The organism is Flavobacterium sp. U410, assembly GCF_053570605.1.
The window spans coordinates 209,369-224,297 of record NZ_JBSEFI010000003.1 but is presented as its reverse complement, the minus strand read 5'-3'; the positions used below and the strand labels follow the sequence as shown (position 1 = coordinate 224,297).

Here is a 14,929-nt window from a genome sequence, read left to right as displayed (position 1 = left end):
TATCTAAAACATTACAAAATTATGAAAACTCAAGAAAGAATTCAAGCATTAGTTACTGATTGGGCAACAAATCCTAGATGGAAAGGAATTGAAAGAACGTATACTGCTGAAAAAGTGGTAGAATTACAAGGTTCTTACCAAATAGAATATAGTATTGCTCGCAGAGGTGCTGAAATTTTATGGCATAAATTACACCATCAAGACTGGGTTGCCGGATTAGGTGCTTTAACCGGAAATCAAGCTATTCAAGAAGTGGAAGCTGGTTTAGAAGCGATCTATTTAAGTGGCTGGCAAGTTGCTGCCGATGCTAACATTGCTGGCGAAATGTACCCTGACCAATCGTTGTATCCAGCTAATAGCGTTCCGATGGTGGTAAAACGTATTAATAATGCATTGTTACGTGCTGACCAAATTCAATCGGTAAACAAAATTGAAAACAAAAAAGATTATTTAGTACCCATTGTTGCTGATGCTGAAGCTGGTTTTGGTGGTAACTTAAATGCTTTTGAGTTAATGAAAGCAATGATTGAAGCGGGTGCTGCCGGCGTTCATTTTGAAGATCAATTATCATCTGCAAAAAAATGCGGACACTTGGGCGGAAAAGTTTTGGTTCCAACACAAGAAGCTATCAATAAATTAATTGCAGCTCGTTTAGCAGCTGACGTAATGGGCGTTCCAACGCTTATTGTAGCAAGAACTGATGCTGATGCAGCCAACTTGTTAACTAGTGATATTGATGAAAGAGACCATAAATTTGTTACCGGAGAACGTTCTTCTGAAGGGTTCTTCTACGTAAAAGCAGGATTAGAACAAGGAATTGACAGAGGTTTATCTTACGCTCCTTATGCGGACTTAATTTGGTTAGAAACTTCTACACCTGATTTAGAACAAGCGAAACAGTTTGCTGATGCTATTCATGCACAATTTCCAGGAAAATTATTAGCGTACAACTGTTCGCCATCATTCAACTGGGCAGCAAAATTATCAGTAGCTGAAATGGAAACCTTCCGTGAAGAATTAGCAAAAATGGGCTATAAATTCCAATTCATTACATTAGCTGGCTTCCACGCATTAAACACTTCTATGTTTGAATTAGCTTTGGCTTACAAACAAAAAGGAATGGCCGGATATTCAGAATTACAAGAAAGAGAATTTGCTTTACAAGCGGAAGGCTTCAGAGCAGTAAAACACCAAAATTTTGTTGGAACTTCTTATTTTGACGAAGTACAAAATGCGGTAACTTCCGGTTTGGCTTCAACTGTTGCCATGAAAGATTCAACTGAGACCGCTCAGTTTTAAAATATACTTAAATTATATCTTTCAATTTAAGTTTGGTTTGTTTGTTAAAAAAACGCTTCTGAAGAGAAGCGTTTTTTGTTTTATCTGAGAATAGTATTTTTCACCACTGGTTTGCCCAATGCTTCATTGAGCCTATTGGTAATTTTTATCTAATAACTTATAATAACAAGAATAAAAAATAAAGAAATTCTATAATTGCTGAGAGATATTTTTCTATAAATTGACATATTGGTATCTACGTATAATTAACATTGTGTTATGTTCATGACTCAATATTACCCCAAAGGGTAATGCTTTTTTGTTTTTAATTAAAAATATTTGCAAATTGTATATCCTTTTTAAATTAAAAATGCGTAGAAAAATATTTGTATCTTTTGTTCTCTTCCTTTATCTCTTTTGCGGTGAAGTAACTACAAATGCGCAAATTCCCAAAGCAGATTCTTTAGTGAAAATTGCAAAAACTTCAAAAATTGATACCATTTGCATCAATGCATATATTGACGCAATGACTTATTTGATGGAAAAGCATCCTGAAAAGGCAATACAATACGGAAAAACAGCATTACAGATTTCTAAAAAAATTAACCATAAAACCAAGGAAGGTTTTTGTTTAAAAAATATTGGTGTAGGTTTTGACTACAAAGTTGATTTGGATTCTTGCCTTTATTATTTAAACAAAAGCATTGATGTTTTCTCTGCAGAAAACGATGACGAAAAAATAGCATTTGTACTAGAAGATATGGGTATTGCCTATTATTACCGAAGCAATTATGAAATGGCTCTCAAAAATTATTTAAAAGCATTAGAACTTTTAAAAAAGACGAACAGCAAACACCTGTCTAAAATGCTCAACAATATTGGATTATTGTATAAAGCCAGAAAAGATTATGATAATGCAATCCGCTATTTTCGTGAATCCATTACTTTAAAAGAAAAAAATGAAAACGAAAGCGGTCTTGTGAATACCTATTTAAATGTGGGCAGTTTATACAAAACCAAAACGCAATACGATAGTGCCTATTTTTATAATGAAAAATGCTACTTGTTAGCTAAAAAACTACAACTTACTGATGATATGGCAGCTGCTTTAACCAATATGGGTGAAGCGCAATTTGTCATGAAAAAATATTCGCAAGCGGAACAAAACTTTGATAATGCTTACCATTTGATAAACAATGAAAATTCGTATTCAAATGTAAGTTGGCCAAATTTATTAAACGGTTTGTCCAAAATATCTATTCACAAAAAACAATACTCAAAAGCCATTAACCAGTTAGAAGAAGCTTTATTATTCAGCAAAAAGAACAACAATAACCAACAGGTGAATGGCATCTACGAAAGTCTGTCAGATTGTTACAGAGCAAGCGGAAATTACGAAAAAGCATTGATCTATAAAGACAGTGTAATGCAGTTGTCTAATGAAATGCTTAACGAAGAAAACATTCGGCACATGAACGAACTCTCTGTAGTATATGAAAGTAACGAAAAAGAAAAAGAAATTCTGAAACTGAATTTGGAGAACAAAAACGCTGCTTCCGAAGTAGCTCAACGCAAATCAGAACGAAATTATTCCATCATTGCCTCTCTGATTTTTATTATTCTAGCCGCTTTTTTATATGTGGCATATATCTCAAACAAAAAGAAAAAAGAGCAACTGAATACACAGAAAATCATCATAGAATCAGCACTAAAGGATAAAGAAATCTTATTGAAAGAAATTCATCACCGAGTAAAAAACAATTTACAGTTAATATCTAGTCTATTGAGCTTACAAAGCGATTACATCAAAGACGAATTTGCTTTGGATGCCGTAAAAGAAAGCAGAAATCGCGTGCAATCTATGGCTTTGATCCATCAGAATTTATACCAGGAAGACAATCTTACAGGCATTGCAGTAGCTGACTATATTCATAAATTATGTGAAAATCTTTTCTATTCTTATAACATTAAACCTACTCAAATCAAACTGATAAAAGAAGTAGAAAACATTAATCTGGATGTTGACATGGTAGTTCCTTTAGGTTTAATCATTAACGAATTAATTACAAATAGCCTGAAATATGCTTTTGTGAATCACACAGAAGGTCTCATAAAATTAACGATAAAAACAGAAAACAATCAATTACTTCTAGCAGTGTATGACAACGGCTTGGGATTTTCTGAAAATCCGGTGAATGAAACCCCTTCTACTTTTGGGTTTAAGATGATTCAGACATTTGTAAATAAAATGAAAGGAACATTAAAAGTCTATAACGAAGACGGAGCGCGTGTAGAAATTACTCTTAACCTTTTGAATATAAGTTAATGGCTGAGATTAAAGTATATATAGTAGAAGACGATCCGATAATAGCAGAAGAAATTGCTTCTTGTCTGAGAAGGAACCAGTATGAAATCATCGGAATTTCCTATTCCGCAGAGGAAGTTACTGAAACTTTACAACAAAAAAGTGTAGATATTGTTTTAATAGACATCAACCTCAATGGAAATCCCGAAGGGATCAATCTGGCAGCCCAAATTAAAACGGAACTACAACTCCCTTTTATATTTATCACCTCTTATTCTGATAAAAAAACACTGGAAATGGCAAAGGAAACTCTCCCCTCAGGATATGTTGTAAAACCTTTTGCCGAAGCAGGTTTATTGGCAACTCTGGAAATTGCATTATACAACTATAATCAAGAAAACAAGGATAAATTCCCGAATTTGAATTTGCATAAAATTAACCAACAAATTCCATCGCCTATCACAGCAAGGGAATTCGAAATTCTCTCATTAATTTACGAAGGACATAGCAACAGTAAAATTGCAGATCTTCTTTTTGTGAGTCAAAATACCGTAAAAGCACATATTAAAAATGCTTATTTGAAATTGGATGTTGTTTCCCGATCTACGGTTTTTACCAAACTACGTGAAATGATGCTAAAATAAGTCGTCTAATGTACCTGTAAACTTTCCACAACTTAAAAATCACCCTTAAGGGTAATAGAACAAAAACGGTTTACTAATAATTTTGAAATCAGATATTTGACTCAAAATTATGAAAAAGTATAGTACATTAATTTCATCCTTTTTTATTACCTCTTTTATTTACCAAAGTGCAAATAGTCAATTAGAAATTGAAACCTTCAATCCTGATTATTCATCTATATTGGATATTACTGTTGCCACAGATAAAGGATTTCCTCTCTATATAAAAGTTATAAAAACTTTGCAATCTGAAGGTAATGTTTTAACTCAAAACTAGATTTTTAAAAATCAATCATCATGAAAAATTTACTTTTAATTATTACTTTATCTATGTTAAGTTGCCAATCACCTGCTCAACAACCTTCTGAAGCTCAAATAAAAAAAGATTTGATGAACAGTAATGTGATCGACATTACCTTCACGAAATCAACCGGAACACGTCAATGGAATAGTGATCTGAAAAATTATGAATATGTGCGCGGCGTTATTATTCGTCAGAAATCATTTGATTATCCAAAATACAATGCTATACTAGAAGGTGATGCCGTTTACCAAAGCACTGGGAATTCTTACACATATTGGAAATTCCGAACTACAAATAAGAGCTATGAAGGAATTCCAAATCCGACAGCAGCAGAAATAAACAAGACTATAGCTAAAGATTGGAAGAAATTTTATGGATATTACTTCAACAAAATCATAAAATTAGAAGTAGAACCTCATCTAACAGATAGTCCAAAATGGGAATGGGGAAACCCGATGAATGTTACTTTTAATATGGAATACAAAGCAGAAATTATTAGTGATAATATAACTGTCGAAGCCATTGAACTTCCATTACGATTACAAATGTATCGCGATACAGAGGCAAGTGAATGGAACGGTTTTATAGTAAGTCCGGGAGAAAAAAAGGTATTGAATTTCAAAACTTTACAGGAAGACCAAGTACGCAAAATGCGTCAAAATACACTAGCCTTTACCATTGATGAACAAACAGCAAATGAAACTGCCAACAATTTGCCAAAAGTAGATGTACCCAACTTCAAAAACATGGATGAACTTGCAGATTATATCCATAACATACTATTGACAGGAAATGCAGAAACATTAGAAGCCATTTTGATGAAAACCATTTCTCAAAAAATGTATTTCAATCCGGGCAGTACTGTTCAACTTAATCAGGCTGGAGCCAATATCATTAACACCGCAGCACAAAATGCTTATTCTGGTGATATGAAATACAAAGATCAGTATTGTAAAACCTATGAGAAAGGTAGTCTTTCCTCTTCCAAACATATATACATAACTGGTTGTGTTCCAAAAGTTACTACTATGATGAGTGGCATGCAAGAAGATAACGGATATAAAGATGGCATAGCTCAAAAAAGCTGGAAAATCACAAAATTAGAGGTCGTAGTTCGTCAGGATGATGATGCATTGAATTATGTTAATTCATTCTCAGATAAGAAAAAATTATGTCCAAACGACTAACAAATAGCTATTGGTAAACTTTTAAATCCATTAAAAGAAACCGTTTTTATCATATAAATTAATGAATATTAAAAATTAAAAAGAATGGAATTTAAAAACGTAAAATTAGGTGTTCTGTTATTAGGATTTGGACTAACAGCACATGCACAACAAACAACCTTATCTTCAGGAGGTGATGCTTCGGGTAGCGGAGGAACCGTTGCTTATAGTATAGGACAAATAGTATACACATCTAATATCGGAAGCATTGGAAGCGTAAATCAAGGGGTACAACATCCCTACGAATTTATAACACTCGGAATAGAAAATCCTGAATTGGCTATTTCATTAGCTGTTTTTCCTAATCCTACATCTGAGAATATAACCTTGAATATAAAGGATTACGACAACGAAAAATTAGTATATCAATTATTCGATATGCAAGGAAAATTGCTAAGAAGTGAGCCAATTGCTAATCAGCAAACCCAAATAAACATGAGTAGTTTACCTGTAGCTACTTACATTATTAACGTTGTAAGTCAAGAAAACAGAAAGATTCAATCGTTTAAAATCATCAAAAACTAAACTATAATGAAAAGAATAATTACAATTTGTACAGTATTAATAATGACTTTGAGTGTATTTGCTCAAACACCGGAAAAAATGAGCTATCAAGCTGTAATTCGCAATAGTTCTAATGAATTATTAACCAACCAAGCTGTCAATATGAGAATCAGCATATTACAAGGTTCAACAAGTGGAACTGCGGTATATGTAGAAACTCAAACACCAACAACTAATACCAATGGATTGGTCAGTTTGGAAATCGGCTCGGGCACAGTCGTAAATGGTGATTTTACGACAATCGCCTGGGTAAACGGTCCCTATTTTATTAAAACAGAAACCGATCCGTCTGGCGGAACAAATTATTCCATCACAGGTACTAGCCAATTATTGAGTGTTCCGTATGCACTACACGCAAAAACAGCAGAAACCATTAGTGGAGGAATTACCGAAACTGATCCAACAGTTATTAAATATAACGTAGGTGATTATGCACAAGGTGGTGTTGTATTTTGGGTAGATGAAACCGGGCAACATGGGCTAGTTGCTCATATAGAGGATTCGCCCGATACTGGTATTGGGATAAGATGGTTTCAAGGTGTTTATGGTTATACCCAAGTAACCGGAAGCGGTCTGTATTCTGGTAAAATTAATACTCCTATGATTATTACCGCTTACGTTGCTTTAGGAGGAGATGGGGATGATAATGCAGCTAAGATATGTAATAGGCTTGTAGTCACCCATGGAAATGCTGCATATGGAGACTGGTACTTACCTTCCTATGAAGAAGCAATATTAATGCATAATAACAAAGCAATTATAGAGGCTACATCAATAGCAAATGGAGGAAGTGGTTTTTACAATAATTACTATTGGACTTCTACTGAGTATAATTTCTATAACGCATATTCTATAGGTTTTGGCAATGGTGGCATCATGAGTGATGGGGATAAACAGTACCCATGTAGAGTACGTGCTATCAGGGCTTTTTAATGATTTATTCATCAACTCTTTTCTAAATCTAACACAATAAAATCAATTATTAAACTAAGAACAATGAAAAAAATAATTACAATTTTAGCATCAGTTTTTATGACAGCATTAGCAATAGCTCAATCACCGGAAAAAATGAGCTATCAAGCTGTTATTCGTAATAATTCTGATGTGTTACTGACCAATCAGACTGTTAGTATGCAAATCAGTATTTTACAAGGTTCAGCATCGGGAACAGCAGTATATGTTGAAACTCATTCCCCGACTACGAATGCCAACGGACTAGCAAGTCTTGAAATTGGTACCGGTACTATCGTAAGTGGAAATTTTTCTATAATCGATTGGGCAAACGGACCTTATTTTATTAAAACTGAAACAGGTCCTGCTGGCGGAACCAATTACTTTATTACAGGTACAAGTCAATTATTAAGTGTTCCCTATGCTCTTCACGCAAAAACAGCAGAAAGCTTAATTGGAGGATCTAGTGTTACGACTTATTCAGTAGGAGATTTTGCCCAAGGCGGTATTGTATTTTGGGTAGACGAAACAGGACAGCATGGTCTTGTTTGCTCCAAAGTAGATCAAAACACAGGTGTAAGATGGTATGCGGGAACTAGTACAAATACTATGGCAAGAGGAGATGGTATTAAAGCTGGTAGTATGAATACTACCTTAATTATTGCAAACCAAGGATATGGCGATGGCAATACGTATGCTGCTCGTATTTGCAATGAACTACTGATCACTGAAGGAGGTAGAACTTATGGAGATTGGTATCTGCCTTCAAAAGAAGAATTAATGGTCATGTATCAAAATAAAGCAACTATTGATGCTACCGCAGTAGCAAACGGAGGCAGTAGTTTTAGTAATGACTATTATTGGAGTTCTAACGAGAATTTAATTAGCTATGGCTGGAGGCAGTCTTTTGACAATGGAGACCAAAGTTTCTTCAGTAAGCTTACTACATGTAGAGTACGTGCTATTAGAGCTTTTTAATGATTTTCTATGAAAGAATAATTAAATAAAAACGGTTGTAAAGTATTTGTTTACAACCGTTTTATTTATTTAAACTTTAAATATTTTACATTAAGATTTATTTTAAACATACATCTTTAATGATATCTCGTCTTAATTCTTCATTAATCATTCTTATAATTTTTTCTTTCCCATAAGACAGTTCTTCTCTAACAACTGATGAATTGAGAATTACATGCAGAACATCTTTTTTCAAGAGTACATCTACAGTATAATTATTCACACCATTACCCATTACATTTTTCCAAGCCTCGCGCACATCAATTTTATCCATACCTTTTTGTAAGTTATTGGTTTGAATAAAAGCTTTTAACACATCTGCTAAAGAATTCTCTTCATTTAATCGCTTTGCCATATTCTAAAATTCTTTTTTAGCGTAAAAGTACTGTATATCTTGTTGGCTTTTTACAACCAATTCTTTATCTGTAAGTTTCATAATTTCTTCATCCCAATTCGCATAATCAGTTTTGTAATGTGCTATTGCTTTTCCATCAACAAATTCAATCGTTACGTTTTCCTGAACTTCATTCGTTAAAAAAGTACCATCTAATTGCGGAATCAATTTTTTACGAAAACCTTTTAAGTTTTCCACTTTAAAAAAATCTACAGATTCGTTTATTTTATACTCTTTTTGTTCGCCAGAAGGCAGCTCAACTTTCGTAATTTCCCAATAACCATTCAGTAAATCAATATCTTTCTCTTCTACTTTAGAACAAGAAACTACAAGAGTTAAACACAAAAACAACAGTATTTTTTTCATCAGAAATTGGATTTTAGCAATTGAATTCAGTTCTCAAAATTAACCTTTTTAATGTAACATTACCCCTATTTTCTTTTTAATTTTTGAAAATAGAATTAAACTAATTACTAGTTTTAGTGTCTTATAAATTGAAGTCTAACTCTTTATCACATGAAAAAAATTCTTCTATTACTCTTTCCTATTTTACTTCTTAATTGTAGTAATGATAATACAGAAACGATTCCTAGTACCATGTATTTCCCTCCTATCGGAAGCTCAACTTGGGAAACAATATCTCCCGCCAGTTTAAATTGGAATGAAAACAATATCCCTGAATTATTAAGCTATTTGAACACCAAAAATTCTAAAAGCTTCATTGTTTTATACAACGGAAGAATAGTTCTTGAAGAATATTTCAACGGACACACAGTTACAACGCCTTGGTATTGGGCAAGTGCCGGAAAAACTTTGACTTCTACTCTTTTTGGTATAGCTGAAGAAGAAAATTTTGTAAACCAAAATAATAAAGTTTCCGATTATATTGGAACAAGTTGGACTAGTGAAACTTTGGCACAAGAAAATTTAATTACTTGTAAAAATCTGTTGACCATGACATCAGGACTAGACGACAGCTTGGGCGATGATATTTATCCTGCTAACCTTCAATATATTGCAGACGCTGGAAATCGCTGGGCTTACCACAATGTATATGTAAAACTTCAGGATGTTATAGCACAAGCAACCGGACAAAGTTGGTCAACCTATTTTAACACGAAACTACGAGATAAAATCGGAATGACAGGGGCTTGGACTCAAGTAAACAACAATAGCGTATTTAGCAGCAATACACGTAGTATGGCGAGATTTGGTTTATTAGCCCTGAATCAAGGAAATTGGGATGGAAACCAAATTGTTAATGCCAATTATTTTAATCAAGCGACTACTACTTCGCAAAGCATCAATTTGTCTTATGGCTACTTATGGTGGTTAAACGGAAAAAGTTCCTATCATTTACCGCAAACACAATATGAATTTCAAGGCTCTCTTATCCCTAGCGCACCCAATGATATGTATTGTGCTTTAGGCCTAAATGATCAGAAAATATATGTCGTTCCTAGCAAAAAACTTGTTATTATACGAATGGGCAATGCCGCAGATGACAGTAATTTTGCCTTATCTGATTTTGATGAAGTTTTATGGCAAAAAATCAATTTAGTCATTAATTAAAAAAAGGATAGATTAAGATTAATCTATCCTTTTTGGTTGATTGTTAAGCATTTTTATTTCTTCTTATTAATATTTCCTTGAATAGACCAGGCAAAATCTAACTGAACCTTATTCTTAAACAATGACATGTCTTTCATATCTATGTATTGGTCTGTAGAATATCCAATATCTTCTACTGTTGCCAAAGCGTGACATGTCATACAGTTTGTTTGTATACCGTATTGAAAATCTTTTCTGAACTTATTTTTTATATTAAAAGTTCCTGGTCCAAAACTTCCTTCTAAATAGGGATTAAAAGAAATGATTGGTGTTGCATTTTTATCTGTACCTCCGCTAATAGGTTGATTAGGCCAAACCATTGCATAACATGATGATAAAGAGTAATTAGCTGCTGCTCCGGTTATTGTACCAGGTCTTAAACCCGCTTGAAATTTTGAACTCGGAAAGAAAGGATTATTAATATCGTAACTCCAAAAATACGTTTGCCATGTCCAATTACTTATTTCTTTTGTTCCCACGTGCATTGCTACTAAAAATACTATATCACCAGCTTTAAAATTACTATTTCCCTTATCTTGATGTGCATTCAAATAGATAGCTGCTGCTGCGTCCAATTTAAAGTTTATAAATTCATTTACATTACAAGAAGCATTTGTAATTTGTTCTTTAGAAGGACTTTCTCCAACAACAGGAATTAAAGTTCTTTTGGGCTGGCTATTATTTACGTCCACATATACATACGTATGCCAATCATCATAGCCAAAAACTTCTGGTTTACTTGGCATTCCAGGCCAAACCGGCACTCTGATCAATCCATTATCATCTGGTTTTCCTGCATAATACACAGGCTTTGTTGTAATACTGTTAGCCGGGAAATCAGGTATTTTTCCTATCCCATCTTTTTTAGCATAACTCTCTAAAACTGATTGATTAAAAATAAGATTAGATGTAGCAAAACATGCTGCTGCAGGATTATAAGATACAGACTCAAATACATTAAAAGTCGTATCGATTGGAGCATTTTGTTTTGCAAAAATTTGGGCATGAATAAACTGCTTCGGTACGCTTAACTGAGCGCGCTCTGATTTAGTTTTATTACATCCTCCTTCTTTATCTAAACTAGCTGACATAGCTGCTAATTCTTTTATTCCTAACCAAGTTTCATATATTAACAATGTATCTCCTTTATAGATTTGATTAGACTTTTCAGTAAGTCCTGCCCATATTCCCCAAGCATGCTTATTAATCTGAACGGTATCTTGATCTTTTAACCACTGATAAATTTTTAAAGAATCTTCCGGAAAATGAAATCCCTCTATATTAAGATTATCTGGAAATTCTTCGGGTGTTATGGTATTTTGAGACACCACAAAGTTTTCTTTTTCACTCGTCTCTTTATTCTCTTCAGCTTTATCTTCTTTACAAGATATTACGAAACTACCTAAAGTTGCCAAAAAAATTAAGGCAATACTCCTTTTAAAAAAAATACTGTTATTCATAGGTTTAATGTATTAATTACTATTTTTTAACAAGGGTTAGCAGTATTTTCAGGAGTAAATCTATAGAAATTGAGCATAAAAAAAACAGGTAGTTTCACCTGTTTTTAAAATTAAAAGTATTTTCTTATATTTTTATTTAAAGAACGAATCGACAAATTCATATTTATTAAAGACTTGTAAATCCTCGATACCTTCTCCCACTCCGATGTATTTCACCGGAATTTTAAACTGATCTGATATTCCGATTACCACTCCGCCTTTTGCAGTTCCGTCTAATTTGGTAACCGCTAAAGATGTAACTTCTGTTGCTGCAGTAAATTGTTTGGCTTGTTCAAATGCATTTTGACCTGTTGAACCATCTAATACTAATAATACATCGTGTGGCGCATCCGGAACTACTTTTTGCATAACGCGTTTCACTTTCGACAATTCGTTCATTAGATTCACCTTGTTATGCAAACGTCCGGCTGTATCAATAATAACCACATCGGCATCTTGAGAAACTGCTGACTGCAACGTATCGAAAGCCACGGAAGCCGGATCACTTCCCATTTGCTGACGAACAATTGGCACTTGAACTCTATCGGCCCAAATTTGCAATTGGTCAATGGCCGCTGCTCTAAAAGTGTCGGCTGCACCTAAAACCACTTTATAGCCTGCTTTTTTAAATTGATTGGCTAATTTACCAATAGTTGTTGTTTTACCAACTCCATTCACACCAACCACCATAATCACGTATGGTTTTTTATCTGTAGGAACTTCAAATTCGGAAGCATCGCCATGATTGTTTTCGGCCAACAAACCAGCAATTTCTTCTCTTAAAATTTGGTTTAACTCTTGAGTTCCCAAATATTTATCTTGAGACACACGTTCTTCAATGCGCTCAATAATTTTTAATGTGGTATTTACTCCTACATCAGAAGAAACTAATATTTCCTCTAAGTTATCTAAAACCTCATCATCTACTTTTGATTTTCCGGCAACAGCCTTAGAAAGTTTAGAAAAAAAAGAGGTTTTTGATTTTTCGAGTCCCTTATCTAAGGTTTCCTTTTTTTCTGAGGAAAAAATTCTTTTAAAAAAACTCATTTGTTTTATTATTAATTATAGGACAAATGTAAAAATAAAAAAGCTACTTTCAAACGAAAGTAGCTTTCATATATAGTATTTAAAAAAGAATTATTTCTTTTTTAAGAATTCGTCAACTAATTCAGGAGCCATAACTGATTCTACGAATGTATATGCCCCAGTTTTTGGAGACTTAACCATTTTAATAGCTTTGGTTAATCTTTTAGAAGCTGTCTGTAAAGTTGCTACGGTTTTCTTTGCCATGACTTATATTATTTAATTTCTTTGTGAACTGTTACTCTTTTTAAGACTGGATTAAATTTTTTAATCTCTAATCTATCCGGAGTATTTTTTTTATTCTTAGTAGTAATGTAACGAGATGTACCTGGCATACCAGTTGCTTTGTGCTCAGTACACTCTAAAATAACCTGAATTCTATTACCTTTCTTTGCCATCGTAACTTATTTTTAAATTAAGTATTACTACCTAATATTATTATTTTTGTGCTTTTTTTAATGCTGCAGCAATACCAATTTTATTGATAGTTTTTAAAGCAGCTGTTGATACTTTCAACGTTACCCATCTATCTTCTTCAGGAATGTAAAAACGTTTTTTAACTAAGTTAACAGAGAATTTTCTCTTAGTTTTATTCATAGCGTGAGAAACATTGTTCCCAACCATTGCTTTTTTACCTGTTAGTTCACAAACTCTTGACATTATTTCTAATCTTTTATTTCGTTATTCAAAATCAGGGTGCAAAGAAACAAAATTGTATCGAATTACACAACAATCTTTTACTATTTTTTTGAAATTTCTTTATAAACCCAATCGAGCGCCTTATTTACCGCTCTATCAATGACTTTCTCCCTTGGTTGTCCAAAGTTAAATTCTTCTGCAAAAATATCATTTTTTATCGCAATCGCAACACAAACTGTTCCTACTTCAACATCGGAATCTCCTTTTGAAGGCCCTGCATTTCCTGTAGTTGAAATCGCAATATCCGTTTTCATTAACTGTTGCACCGATTGCGCCATTGCCATTGCTACTTCTTTGCTCACCACCGAATGTTCTTCAATTAATGCAGCTGGAATATTCAAAAGAGATTCTTTTATTTCGGTAGCATAACTCACCACACTTCCTTTAAAATAAGAAGATGCTCCCGCAACTGAAGTAATTGTTTGTGCAATTTTCCCTCCCGTACAGCTTTCGGCAGTTGCAATGGTCAATTGTTTTTCTTTTAACAAACGTCCTAAAACAACTTGAATAGAATCTTCCTCGTCATACCCCACAATAACATCTCCTATTAATGGCTTTAACTTTTCAACTTCTTGCGCTATGGTATCATGCAACAATTTTTCATCAGCTCCTTTGGCTGTTAATCGCAAACGAACTTGTCCCGGACTTGGTAAATATGCTAATTTTATAAAAGGAGGTAAATTATCTTCCCATTCCTCAATTTGTTCGGCAAGCAAACTTTCCCCCCTGCCATAAGTCAAAATGGTTTTGTGAACGATATAAGGTCTTTGAAACTTAGCGATCAGTCTAGGAATTACTTCATTATCAATCAAATACTTCATTTCGTAAGGTACACCCGGAAGCGAAACAAAAACCGTATTTTCTTTTTCCACCCACATTCCCGGAGCTGTTCCTACTGCATTGAAAAGCACTGTCGCTTTTGAAGGAACCAAAGCCTGATCTTTATTCATTTGTGTAATCGGACGTTTGTAAAAACCTTCTATCAGTTCTTTTACGTGAGCCAAGACTTTTGGATCTTCTACCAATTCGTCATCAAAAAAAGAGCAAAATGTTTTTTTAGTTACATCGTCTTTAGTGGGGCCCAATCCACCGGTAACAATAACTACATCGACTTTTGAAAGCTGATTTTGTAATGTTTGTGTAATGTGTTCCTGACTATCTGAAATAGACAACATTTCGTGAACACCAATTCCTATCTTATCTAAAGCTTTAGCCATGTAAGCGGAATTAGTATCTACTATTTGTCCAATAAGAATTTCGTCACCAATAGTAATTATGGAGGCTTTCATATTTTTTAAAAAGTAGGTTTTAATTA

Annotated in this window: 17 protein-coding genes; 9 read left to right on the top strand and 8 right to left on the bottom strand. The window is 33.6% G+C overall.

Annotation, left to right across the window (positions count from 1 at the left end; all coding sequences use genetic code 11):
* Window positions 1–21 precede the first annotated feature (21 nt).
* From aceA to ACUSJC_RS03900, 8 genes are all read left to right on the top strand, one after another.
* A complete protein-coding gene (aceA, locus tag ACUSJC_RS03935) occupies window positions 22–1,299 on the top strand; it encodes an isocitrate lyase (protein ID WP_449268250.1) in 1,278 nt (425 codons plus the stop codon).
* A 349-nt stretch (window positions 1,300–1,648) separates the two neighbouring features.
* Complete coding sequence (locus ACUSJC_RS03930; protein WP_449268249.1) at window positions 1,649–3,604, top strand: tetratricopeptide repeat-containing sensor histidine kinase; 1,956 nt, start codon at window positions 1,649–1,651, stop codon at window positions 3,602–3,604.
* Window positions 3,604–4,227 carry a response regulator gene (locus ACUSJC_RS03925; protein ID WP_449268248.1) on the top strand — a complete coding sequence of 208 codons (624 nt, stop codon included), beginning with the start codon at window positions 3,604–3,606 and terminating at the stop codon, window positions 4,225–4,227. Before ACUSJC_RS03930 ends, ACUSJC_RS03925 begins: the two co-directional genes overlap by 1 nt.
* A 109-nt stretch (window positions 4,228–4,336) precedes the next feature.
* On the top strand, window positions 4,337–4,543 hold the full coding sequence (locus ACUSJC_RS03920) for a hypothetical protein (RefSeq protein ID WP_449268247.1): 207 nt from the start codon (window positions 4,337–4,339) through the stop codon (window positions 4,541–4,543).
* Window positions 4,544–4,563: 20 nt separating this feature from the next.
* Entirely contained in the window at window positions 4,564–5,757 is a 1,194-nt protein-coding gene (locus tag ACUSJC_RS03915) for a hypothetical protein (RefSeq protein WP_449268246.1), read from the top strand.
* Between the two features lie 84 nt (window positions 5,758–5,841).
* Complete coding sequence (locus ACUSJC_RS03910; RefSeq protein ID WP_449268245.1) at window positions 5,842–6,321, top strand: T9SS type A sorting domain-containing protein; 480 nt, start codon at window positions 5,842–5,844, stop codon at window positions 6,319–6,321.
* 6 nt (window positions 6,322–6,327) lie between these two features.
* A complete protein-coding gene (locus ACUSJC_RS03905; RefSeq protein ID WP_449268244.1) occupies window positions 6,328–7,293 on the top strand; it encodes a hypothetical protein in 966 nt (321 codons plus the stop codon).
* 63 nt (window positions 7,294–7,356) lie between these two features.
* Window positions 7,357–8,289 (top strand): Lcl domain-containing protein, encoded by a 933-nt coding sequence (locus tag ACUSJC_RS03900; RefSeq protein WP_449268243.1) that lies wholly within the window; start codon window positions 7,357–7,359, stop codon window positions 8,287–8,289.
* A gap of 97 nt (window positions 8,290–8,386) precedes the next feature.
* On the opposite strand, the gene ACUSJC_RS03895 is transcribed toward ACUSJC_RS03900, so the two are convergent.
* Together ACUSJC_RS03895 and ACUSJC_RS03890 are read right to left on the bottom strand one after the other, a co-directional pair.
* Window positions 8,387–8,683 (bottom strand): DUF721 domain-containing protein, encoded by a 297-nt coding sequence (locus ACUSJC_RS03895; protein WP_449268242.1) that lies wholly within the window; start codon window positions 8,681–8,683, stop codon window positions 8,387–8,389.
* A gap of 3 nt (window positions 8,684–8,686) precedes the next feature.
* Entirely contained in the window at window positions 8,687–9,088 is a 402-nt protein-coding gene (locus ACUSJC_RS03890) for a lipocalin family protein (RefSeq protein WP_449268241.1), read from the bottom strand.
* Window positions 9,089–9,238: 150 nt separating this feature from the next.
* Here ACUSJC_RS03890 and ACUSJC_RS03885 point away from each other — a divergent pair, with 150 nt between their 5' ends.
* Window positions 9,239–10,294, top strand: a complete 1,056-nt coding sequence (locus ACUSJC_RS03885) for a serine hydrolase domain-containing protein (protein ID WP_449268240.1) — start codon at window positions 9,239–9,241, stop codon at window positions 10,292–10,294.
* Window positions 10,295–10,347: 53 nt separating this feature from the next.
* Here ACUSJC_RS03885 and ACUSJC_RS03880 read toward each other — a convergent pair whose 3' ends face one another.
* The 6 genes from ACUSJC_RS03880 to ACUSJC_RS03855 all read right to left on the bottom strand — a co-directional run bounded on the left by ACUSJC_RS03880 (window position 10,348) and on the right by ACUSJC_RS03855 (window position 14,903).
* Window positions 10,348–11,793 carry a hypothetical protein gene (locus tag ACUSJC_RS03880; protein WP_449268239.1) on the bottom strand — a complete coding sequence of 482 codons (1,446 nt, stop codon included), beginning with the start codon at window positions 11,791–11,793 and terminating at the stop codon, window positions 10,348–10,350.
* A 132-nt stretch (window positions 11,794–11,925) separates the two neighbouring features.
* A complete protein-coding gene (gene ftsY, locus ACUSJC_RS03875; RefSeq protein WP_449268238.1) occupies window positions 11,926–12,879 on the bottom strand; it encodes a signal recognition particle-docking protein FtsY in 954 nt (317 codons plus the stop codon).
* 90 nt (window positions 12,880–12,969) lie between these two features.
* Window positions 12,970–13,122: a DUF4295 domain-containing protein gene (locus tag ACUSJC_RS03870; protein WP_113988621.1), complete on the bottom strand. Its 153-nt coding sequence runs from the start codon at window positions 13,120–13,122 to the stop codon at window positions 12,970–12,972.
* An 8-nt stretch (window positions 13,123–13,130) separates the two neighbouring features.
* Entirely contained in the window at window positions 13,131–13,313 is a 183-nt protein-coding gene (gene rpmG, locus ACUSJC_RS03865; RefSeq protein WP_072785033.1) for a 50S ribosomal protein L33, read from the bottom strand.
* A 40-nt stretch (window positions 13,314–13,353) separates the two neighbouring features.
* Window positions 13,354–13,575 (bottom strand): 50S ribosomal protein L28, encoded by a 222-nt coding sequence (gene rpmB, locus ACUSJC_RS03860; protein WP_449268237.1) that lies wholly within the window; start codon window positions 13,573–13,575, stop codon window positions 13,354–13,356.
* A gap of 80 nt (window positions 13,576–13,655) precedes the next feature.
* Window positions 13,656–14,903, bottom strand: a complete 1,248-nt coding sequence (locus tag ACUSJC_RS03855; protein ID WP_449268236.1) for a competence/damage-inducible protein A — start codon at window positions 14,901–14,903, stop codon at window positions 13,656–13,658.
* Window positions 14,904–14,929: the final 26 nt, after the last annotated feature.

Coding starts and splice junctions, on each gene's coding strand:
- aceA (WP_449268250.1), top strand. CDS start 22: ATGAAAACTCAAGAAAGAATTCAAGCATTAGTTACTGATTGGGCAACA.
- ACUSJC_RS03930 (WP_449268249.1), top strand. CDS start 1,649: ATGCGTAGAAAAATATTTGTATCTTTTGTTCTCTTCCTTTATCTCTTT.
- ACUSJC_RS03925 (WP_449268248.1), top strand. CDS start 3,604: ATGGCTGAGATTAAAGTATATATAGTAGAAGACGATCCGATAATAGCA.
- ACUSJC_RS03920 (WP_449268247.1), top strand. CDS start 4,337: ATGAAAAAGTATAGTACATTAATTTCATCCTTTTTTATTACCTCTTTT.
- ACUSJC_RS03915 (WP_449268246.1), top strand. CDS start 4,564: ATGAAAAATTTACTTTTAATTATTACTTTATCTATGTTAAGTTGCCAA.
- ACUSJC_RS03910 (WP_449268245.1), top strand. CDS start 5,842: ATGGAATTTAAAAACGTAAAATTAGGTGTTCTGTTATTAGGATTTGGA.
- ACUSJC_RS03905 (WP_449268244.1), top strand. CDS start 6,328: ATGAAAAGAATAATTACAATTTGTACAGTATTAATAATGACTTTGAGT.
- ACUSJC_RS03900 (WP_449268243.1), top strand. CDS start 7,357: ATGAAAAAAATAATTACAATTTTAGCATCAGTTTTTATGACAGCATTA.
- ACUSJC_RS03895 (WP_449268242.1), bottom strand. CDS start 8,683: ATGGCAAAGCGATTAAATGAAGAGAATTCTTTAGCAGATGTGTTAAAA.
- ACUSJC_RS03890 (WP_449268241.1), bottom strand. CDS start 9,088: ATGAAAAAAATACTGTTGTTTTTGTGTTTAACTCTTGTAGTTTCTTGT.
- ACUSJC_RS03885 (WP_449268240.1), top strand. CDS start 9,239: ATGAAAAAAATTCTTCTATTACTCTTTCCTATTTTACTTCTTAATTGT.
- ACUSJC_RS03880 (WP_449268239.1), bottom strand. CDS start 11,793: ATGAATAACAGTATTTTTTTTAAAAGGAGTATTGCCTTAATTTTTTTG.
- ftsY (WP_449268238.1), bottom strand. CDS start 12,879: ATGAGTTTTTTTAAAAGAATTTTTTCCTCAGAAAAAAAGGAAACCTTA.
- ACUSJC_RS03870 (WP_113988621.1), bottom strand. CDS start 13,122: ATGGCAAAGAAAACCGTAGCAACTTTACAGACAGCTTCTAAAAGATTA.
- rpmG (WP_072785033.1), bottom strand. CDS start 13,313: ATGGCAAAGAAAGGTAATAGAATTCAGGTTATTTTAGAGTGTACTGAG.
- rpmB (WP_449268237.1), bottom strand. CDS start 13,575: ATGTCAAGAGTTTGTGAACTAACAGGTAAAAAAGCAATGGTTGGGAAC.
- ACUSJC_RS03855 (WP_449268236.1), bottom strand. CDS start 14,903: ATGAAAGCCTCCATAATTACTATTGGTGACGAAATTCTTATTGGACAA.